This window comes from bacterium, from assembly GCA_021372535.1.
Classification (GTDB): Bacteria; Latescibacterota; Latescibacteria; order Latescibacterales; family Latescibacteraceae; genus JAFGMP01.
In genome coordinates, this window is sequence record JAJFUH010000152.1 from 42,451 (window position 1) to 50,300 (window position 7,850).

At 52.8% G+C, this 7,850-nt stretch carries 5 protein-coding genes; 3 read left to right on the top strand and 2 right to left on the bottom strand.

Annotation, left to right across the window (positions count from 1 at the left end; genetic code table 11):
* Positions 1–89: 89 nt before the first annotated feature.
* The 3 genes from LLG96_13665 (at position 90) to LLG96_13675 (ending at position 5,888) form a co-directional block, all read left to right on the top strand.
* The gene (locus LLG96_13665) at positions 90–3,938 is read left to right on the top strand and encodes a T9SS type A sorting domain-containing protein (GenBank protein ID MCE5251259.1); all 3,849 of its coding nucleotides are present in this window, start codon (positions 90–92) and stop codon (positions 3,936–3,938) included.
* Between the two features lie 63 nt (positions 3,939–4,001).
* Entirely contained in the window at positions 4,002–5,558 is a 1,557-nt protein-coding gene (locus tag LLG96_13670) for a hypothetical protein (GenBank protein ID MCE5251260.1), read from the top strand.
* A 117-nt stretch (positions 5,559–5,675) separates the two neighbouring features.
* Positions 5,676–5,888 carry a type II toxin-antitoxin system HicB family antitoxin gene (locus LLG96_13675; protein ID MCE5251261.1) on the top strand — a complete coding sequence of 71 codons (213 nt, stop codon included), beginning with the start codon at positions 5,676–5,678 and terminating at the stop codon, positions 5,886–5,888.
* Between the two features lie 124 nt (positions 5,889–6,012).
* On the opposite strand, the gene LLG96_13680 is transcribed toward LLG96_13675, so the two are convergent.
* Entirely contained in the window at positions 6,013–6,402 is a 390-nt protein-coding gene (locus LLG96_13680; protein MCE5251262.1) for a hypothetical protein, read from the bottom strand.
* 53 nt (positions 6,403–6,455) lie between these two features.
* Positions 6,456–7,613 carry a hypothetical protein gene (locus LLG96_13685; protein ID MCE5251263.1) on the bottom strand — a complete coding sequence of 386 codons (1,158 nt, stop codon included), beginning with the start codon at positions 7,611–7,613 and terminating at the stop codon, positions 6,456–6,458.
* Positions 7,614–7,850 lie beyond the last annotated feature (237 nt).

A 7,850-nucleotide genomic window follows, 5' to 3' on the forward strand; every position in this document is an offset into this window, starting at 1 on the left:
GCGCCTCAATATCCATAATCATACCGCATCGGGTTTTTGCCGAAAAAGCATGGTCGAGCTTTGTACATGAGTGTTCGGGTGTATTTTCCATGGCTGTACAGGGCGATTATCTCTGGTATTTCACCGGGAGAAATGTCACCAGGCTCAACATGAAAACGCTCATGTCAAAGGTCTTTACTCCCGAAGACGGTTTGGTATCGCCGTTTGTGGACAGAATTGTCGCCGGGCCCGATGGAACGATCTGGTTTGCCTCGGATGAGGGTCTGTCAAGATTCGACGGTGTGTCTTTTACTACATTTCCCCGGAAATTGAGACCGCTATGGGGATTTGATATCGCTCCGGATGGCATTGTCTGGGTTGTTGATAACACATATAAAAAACTGAACCGTTTCGATGGTGTCGTGTGGACTGAATATTCCGTGGGTGACAGCCTGGCCTACGATTATGTCTCTTCTCTTGCGGTAGGCCGTAACGGCGATGTCTGGGTGGCAACGTTTGACTCGGACAGGGAAGCAGGATTAGTAAGCAGATATGATGGTTCGATATGGCAAACATATTCTCCAAAAAACGGTTTTCCGGGCAGTCATGTGACTTCCATTACGGTTGGACCGGATGGTGTCGTATGGTTCGGAACAAATGACGGACTCTACCGGTATGACGGCATAACATGCAGACATTACACCACCGCAGACGGTTTGGGCTGCGTCCTGGTAAAAAATATTACCGTGGCCCCGGACGGGATTGTCTGGATTGGTGTTGAAGCCAATATCATCAATGTAAGCCGTGACAACGGAGCTACCCTTGATGTTATATCCAATGAACATAAAGCAGACTGTATCGCATTTGATTCCAATAATGTAGCATATATCGGTAATGGCATAGATATATACCGCTACGGTGAGCCGCGTCTGCCCGGTCGGGAGCCACCGCAATTAGTCAATCCCTCCGATATGTCTGTTCTCCCATACAGCGAGGAAACAACGTTCATGTGGACCTCTTTTCCGGGTGCCGAAGCGTATGAAGTTCAATTCTGGTCCTATAAACCCGACTATAACAGACAAGGCGGGACAGTGGTATACGAGCCGTTTCTGACCATGACCATGAACGAGCTGTATACCGAAAGCGAGCCCGCATGGTGGCGAGTCAGGGCCCGTATCGGCGACGAATATAGTCAATGGAGTGAAACATTGCGTTTTTCTACAGCACTTCCCCCGGTCAGGCTGTCATCTCCTGCAGACATGGCACTGGTGGAAAAAAACACAGTAATAACGTTTTTATGGGCTGAATCCGAGTTTGCTTATCTGTACGAGGTTCAATTTTCGGATACCCCTGATTTTATAAACCCTAAGCAGCACCAGGTAACCGCGAACAATATTCTTCATGGTACCGGGGAGGGATACACCGATCTGGAACCGGCATACTGGCGTGTCCGCATCAGGAGGAACGATCAGTACAGCGATTGGAGCACGGTATTCCGGTACTATACCGAACGGCCAGAACTACAGAATGATTTTTCACGTTACAATGCGGAAAACGATATCCATGCCCTGCTATACCTCGACGGATACATCTGGTGCGGGACATCGGCTGGACTGATCCGCTGGAATCCACATGACAGGACTTACAAGCGGTTTTCCATGACAGACGGCCTTGTTCACGATACGGTAACCGCGCTGACCATCGATCCGGAAGGCCTGCTGTGGATAGGAACAAAAGGCGGCGTATCAAAATTCGACGGCAGTTCGTGGATGGGTTGGACAACGGCAGACGGGCTTGCGGAAAATTATATCACCTCGGTAGAAATCGGTATGGACGGCTGTTTGTATGCGGGTACATGGGCTTATGGTCTTTCACGGTTCGACGGCAGTACATGGATCACATACCGTGAAGGTATTTATGGTTCACAAGTTCTGCGAAGCAACAATATAGGGTGTCTCGACTACGATCCGAACGGTGTGCTTTGGATAGGAACCCGCTTCGGCCTTACGAGATTCGATGGCGAGAAATGGCAGACTTATTTTGCGAGTCCGAGCGGTCTGGGAGACGATGAGATTCATGCGGTAAAAACAGGAGACAACGGTGAAGTCTGGGCTGCCACACGTGGCTCCGGTGTGTGTTGTTTTGACGGAAAAACATGGAAATCCTATACAGAAGAAACTTCGGGTCTTCTCAGTAACTGGGTATCAGCAATAAATATAGGGCGCTCCGGCGAGATATGGTTCGGCGTGCTGAATGGTATATCAAGGTTTGACGGTAAGGGGTGGAAATCGTACAGCAGCCGTACTGGGGTTGATATCCCAAGGAATGTTGCTGCCCTTGAAATCGATCCCGAAGGTACGGTGTGGGCAGGTACGCCATCAGGGCTATTCCGTCTAATCAGTGAGGTATGGGAGCCGCTCTATACCGAAATCGGTCCTGTAATTCTTTCCGGGCCGACGGATATGGCGTATGTCGAGCGCAATAAGGAAATGAGCTTTTCCTGGGCATCTTCCCCCGGAGCCGTTACTTACGAAATAGAGATTGCCGATAACGGTGATTTCCTTGACAGTGATCGACACCTTGTGAAAGATGCATCATTCTCATGGACACCTGACAGAGCGGCTGTTCAGAACACCCCCATGTACTGGAGAGTTCGCTTCGAGCGGATGGACGGCATCACGAGCGGATGGAGCACGCCACGGCGTTTCTATACTCAGAAAGAAGGAACATGGAGAGTATACAACACGAATAACGGCCTGATAAACAATAATGTTAACTGTCTGGCCATAGGACCGGACGGGTCTGTCTGGGCTGGTACGGAAGCAGGTCTGTCGGTTTTCGACGGAGAAACGTGGACCAGCTACACCGCGGAGAAAAACGGCCTTTTGTCCGATTATATACAAGCCATAACGGTCGATCGTGACAACGTCGCCTGGATAGGAACGCAATCCGGAATAAGCCGATTCGACGGTTGCACATGGACCACTTATACCATGTTAAACGGTTTACCAAACAATGACATACGTACATTAGCATCTGCCGGAAACGGGGATGTCTGGGCCGGAACCATGGGCGGCGGTGTCAGTAGGTTCGACGGTACAAAATGGAATAATTTCAGTCTTAAGAACAATAATGTGAACGAGCTCGTAATTGCTCCGAACGGTGATATCTGGGTAGCGACACATGGAGGAGGCATACAACATTTCGACGGGGTAAGATGGTCCGACCATTCCGAGGACACCGACTTACTCGGCAATTTCATCTACTGCGTGTGTGCAGCACCGGATGGAACAGTCTGGGCATCGATCAGCAAAACTGAATATTACAGTGATGCTCTCGGTATATTTTCATATGATGGCAGGAAGTGGACCCGTCATCTCACCGAAAGAGCAGTCGAACTGGTATATGGACCGGATGAAAAAATCTGGGCTCAGCTCGCCTACGGGAAATTGATGAAATATGACGGCAAAACATGGACATTCGATGCCACTGTTACATGGGAAGCCACCAGGGAAATGAGTGGTAGCCCAGTCTTCAGCCCAATTGTGTTCAGTCCTGATAATTCCATGTGGGGAGCCGCATGGGCAACTCATTGGGAACACGGGCCTTTTGGCGCAGGTATTTATGTGTATGACGATTATATCATGACTCCGGTCACCGAAAAAGACAGCACGGCTCCTTCCGCCCTCCTCATCACCGGCAGCTATCCCAATCCGTTTAATCCCTCGACCACCATCGAGTTTTTCCTGCCCGATGAAGGTTTTGCCAATCTTGTTATTTATAATATCATGGGCCAGAAAATCCGCACCCTTTTATCTCAGCCTGCGCAGGCGGGCAGACATTCGATCCTGTGGGATGGTACAAACGACCGGGGTGAGACGGTTTCCTCGGGAGTGTATCTGGCGAAACTGAAAGCAAGGTCGGGAATTACGTATCACCGCATGCTTCTTGTACGATAAAAGGTATTCAGGTATTATGATGATAATCCGTCAGGAATTTCTATTCATACGTTGAGGTTGGCGATGGCAAAAAAAATCGTAATGTGCATAACCGTAATAATCCTCGCTCTCATGGCAATAGTTACTCTTTTCTGCTCATCGGGCAATATATCCAAAAAAGGCACCGGCCCCGACTACCTCGCCATCGTCAGGAGCTATGCCGATGTCATGATCGAGCACGGCCGTGATGTCTACGGCACCGAGCATACACCGCTCTTCGCAGTCGCTCTCGACCGCAGCACGTTCCGTGTCCCCGAGGGCGACAAACTCAGGGAGATACTCGCCATCGAGCGCGCGGACTGGGGAATCAGGCCCCATGACCGGACAGTGCAGGGCGCCAATCCCATGCAGGACCAGAATCTCTACCAGGTGCTCTATGCCCTCACCGAGGTGACCGGCGACAAAACGTATACCCGTGAGGCGGACAAGGCACTCAGGTGGTTCTTCACACACTGCCAGAGCCCGGCGACCGGTCTGTTCGCATGGGGAGAGCACATCGGCTGGGATTTCACCACCGAAACCATCATCGACAAGCTGGCGGGCACCACCCACGAATTCGCCCGGCCGTGGTTGCTCTGGGGCAGATCATTCGAGCTCGCTCCCGAACCCTGCCGCGATTTCGCCCTCGGCCTCCGAAATCATCAGATCGCCGACCTGGAAAAGGGCCTGTATTCCCGTCACGCCCGCTACGATGTGCATGGCCCCGATACGGGCTCGGAATACCCCCGTCACGGCGGATTTTACATCGCAACCTGGGCCGCAGCCTACGAACACACGAAAGACCCCGTATTCCTCGATGCGATCGACAAGCTCGTCACCGCCTTCGAGAACCGCCGCAACAAAACGACTGGCGCGCTCATGGCGGAAACCCAGAGCCCCGATCTCATGTGGCCGCAGAGCAACCTCTCGCTTGCGGTCGATCTCTGGGACAGCGCGGAAAAGGTGCCGTACTGGCTCGCTGACAAGATGCGGGCATGCGCATCGAAAACGGACGAGGTGTTCCTGAAAATCCGGCACGATCTCTCTCCCGGCGGCAAAGGATTCATGATCCATACGGTCACCTCGACACTGGAGCCCGGCTGGTGGCGCGGCGGAAAACCGGACGATTCCATGCGCCATTTCACCGACACATGGGCGACAGGGTACGGCGACGCGACGGATGCACAGATAGCCATGCTCTGCTACCTCCGGTACGAACAGGTGCCGCTCGAGGGCTACCGCAGGCTCGTGCTCGATACCGCGGCGCGGTACTTGACGAGCGAGCCGGACACGACCATCGCGCTCTATCCCGGAGCGCTTGCCGATGCCATAGCTCTCCTGCTCTCCGTGTACCGTATGACCGGCGAGCAGCGGTATCTCGACCGCGCCGATGTATTCGGCAGGCGGGCGGTGGAGATATTCTTCGGCGATTCACCGCTCCCGCGGGCAAGCTCGAAGCACGACCACTACGAGGCGATTACACGGGGTGACACGCTCGTCATGGACCTCCTGCTCCTCTGGATGGCGGAAAACCGCACTGTCGTGCCCGAAGAGAAAAGGAGAGACTGGCGGAATATCTTTCTCGTGTACAACGAGCGGTAGTATGAGGGGATGTGCCGATATTATCAAAGTAACATACTATATTTGCACCTTATTTTGAATAAGACAGGTTCGAGCTGTGATCAACAAGCATGGCCTCATCCATGAAGAGGAGTAATGATGCATAAATATGAAATTATCCTTTACTGGAGCGATGAGGATGGTGTTTTTATCGCGGAAGTCCCGGAGTTGCCGGGGTGCACTGCACATGGACATACTCATGATAAGGCCCTTGCCAATTGTAACAGTGCCACACAATTATGGTTGGAGACAACCCGGGAATACGGCCGTCATATCCCCGAACCCAAGGGCAGACGTCTCATGTTTGCCTGAACCGGAAACCGATAGACCTATTTACTGCATCTGACAGTACAAACGATATTTTTCTCAACTGCAGCGTTAGACAATGTGGCGATCATTGATATAAAATGCGATTTCCCTTTCCTTCCCTGCACAATCACCCCATCCGTTCCGAAAGCTGACGGTGCCGTGCCCGCAGGATGAACCAGACGATAAAAAAGAACGAACAGAACAACAGACTGAATGCCGCGGGTATAAAAATCTCGGAAATCCCGGCAAGCACTACCCTCGGATCGCCGGTCCCTGATGATGCAACCGCTGAATACGCCATGAACATACCAAAAATGGGTTTAATGAAGGTAAAAAAGAGAATGAAAAAGTTTACCAGCAGTATGATGTCAATCATACGATCCATGCCTTTGAACCGATCCGGGCGTATTTTCACAAACAGCCCGAAGGCACACCAGATCGATACTGCAAGATTGAAAATACCGAATACGACGGTGAGCATACCGAAGAAGCCTAATAGATACAGTATTTCACGCATGGTTTCCTCCCTTTCTGAAAAAACAGCGTCAGAACCGCAAGCCTGTTTATCCGTCACATCCTGAGCGCCTTACGGTATTTATCGATCACCTCGTCCGGGTAGCTCCGCGACAACCCCTTCGGAAATCCGGCATCCCAGGTTTCGGGTAGCGATGCGACCTCGACAAGAGCGCCGTCCTTAGCGAACACCGAATGGAGGAGCGACAGGAAGATACGGCATTTCGCCTCAGTGTACTCGGGCGGCTCCGGCGATGTGCGCGTCCGTATCATGCGCTCGATGGCGTGGATCATCTCGATATAGGTGAAGATGTCCTTGTGCCACACACGGCCGTCCACCGCGCAGGTGACATCGAAATCCCCCTTCGTGCCGTACGGGTGCACCGAGCACATGATGTCCTTGAGCTGCGAATGGTGAATGGAGCCGTAGAAGATTTTGCCGTTGCGGCGGTGTTCGAGCGTGGTGAGACCGGGAGCGTTCGCCGGATCGACTGTCCGGTGGCTGATGCGCTCGACATCGACACCCATCGTTTTCAGGGTGAACCAGAGGCCGTGCAGAACGTACATGTAGACCGTGCTGCCCGTATTGCGGGCTTCGTAGGCGGTGATATCGCCGATGTCCTTGAGACGGAGCAGGGCGACCTCGACCTCCTTGAGGTACTCGTACGCCGAGGCGACCATGAACGGCGTTCCGGTGCGCTTCGATGCGTCGATCACCTTTCTGACCCCGGTCATGCTGCTCGCCATGGGACGGTCGAAGTAGCAGGGGACACCCGCTTCGAGATAGGGCAGCGAGAGGTCCGGCATGAAGGGTGTCGCGAAGAAATCGTCGATGAACATCCCGTCCACGAGCTTGGTCATGCCGTCGTAACGGTCGACGAGCTCGGCATCGTACCGTTTTGCGAGACGCTCGCCTGCTTCACGGTCGACGCACCAGAGATGGGTGATACGCATCCCCGTGGCGCGTGCATAGCCTTCGGGTGGATTGAAGTATTTCCACCATGACGAGCTCATGTGGCTCCAGAGCCCGAATACGCCGCCAATTTTCAGGAGACGCTCGTCCTTTTTACGGATTCCCGGATCGGCGTTCCATGATTCCGCGCCGGGGAGATTCGGTTCCTGCGCAAGGCCGGAGCTGGCTGTGTGGAGTCCTGCGGCGAGTCCGCCGAGCAGGAGAGATGATCGTTTGATGAGCTCTCGTCTTCCTCTGTTCATGGATGCCTCCCTGTGGTGGAGTATTACGTATATGATTATGGTACCTGTTTTCCCTGTCCTGTCGGATTGTATATGTCCGCGTCATATCTGAATAATATAGCATACTTTTTTCAAGAGAAAAAGTAGCAAAGAGACAAAGGCACTGAGGGAGACCCCTCACGGCTTCGCCGTGTCCCCCGGGATGTCCGAAGGACAGGAGGATCTATTCTTTTCTCCCTTCTCCCTTATGCCTTGTGC

Excerpts from the sequence above, each read along its gene's own strand:
- LLG96_13685 (MCE5251263.1), bottom strand. The coding sequence starts at position 7,613 with ATGAACAGAGGAAGACGAGAGCTCATCAAACGATCATCTCTCCTGCTC.
- LLG96_13670 (MCE5251260.1), top strand. The coding sequence starts at position 4,002 with ATGGCAAAAAAAATCGTAATGTGCATAACCGTAATAATCCTCGCTCTC.
- LLG96_13675 (MCE5251261.1), top strand. The coding sequence starts at position 5,676 with ATGCATAAATATGAAATTATCCTTTACTGGAGCGATGAGGATGGTGTT.
- LLG96_13665 (MCE5251259.1), top strand. The coding sequence starts at position 90 with ATGGCTGTACAGGGCGATTATCTCTGGTATTTCACCGGGAGAAATGTC.
- LLG96_13680 (MCE5251262.1), bottom strand. The coding sequence starts at position 6,402 with ATGCGTGAAATACTGTATCTATTAGGCTTCTTCGGTATGCTCACCGTC.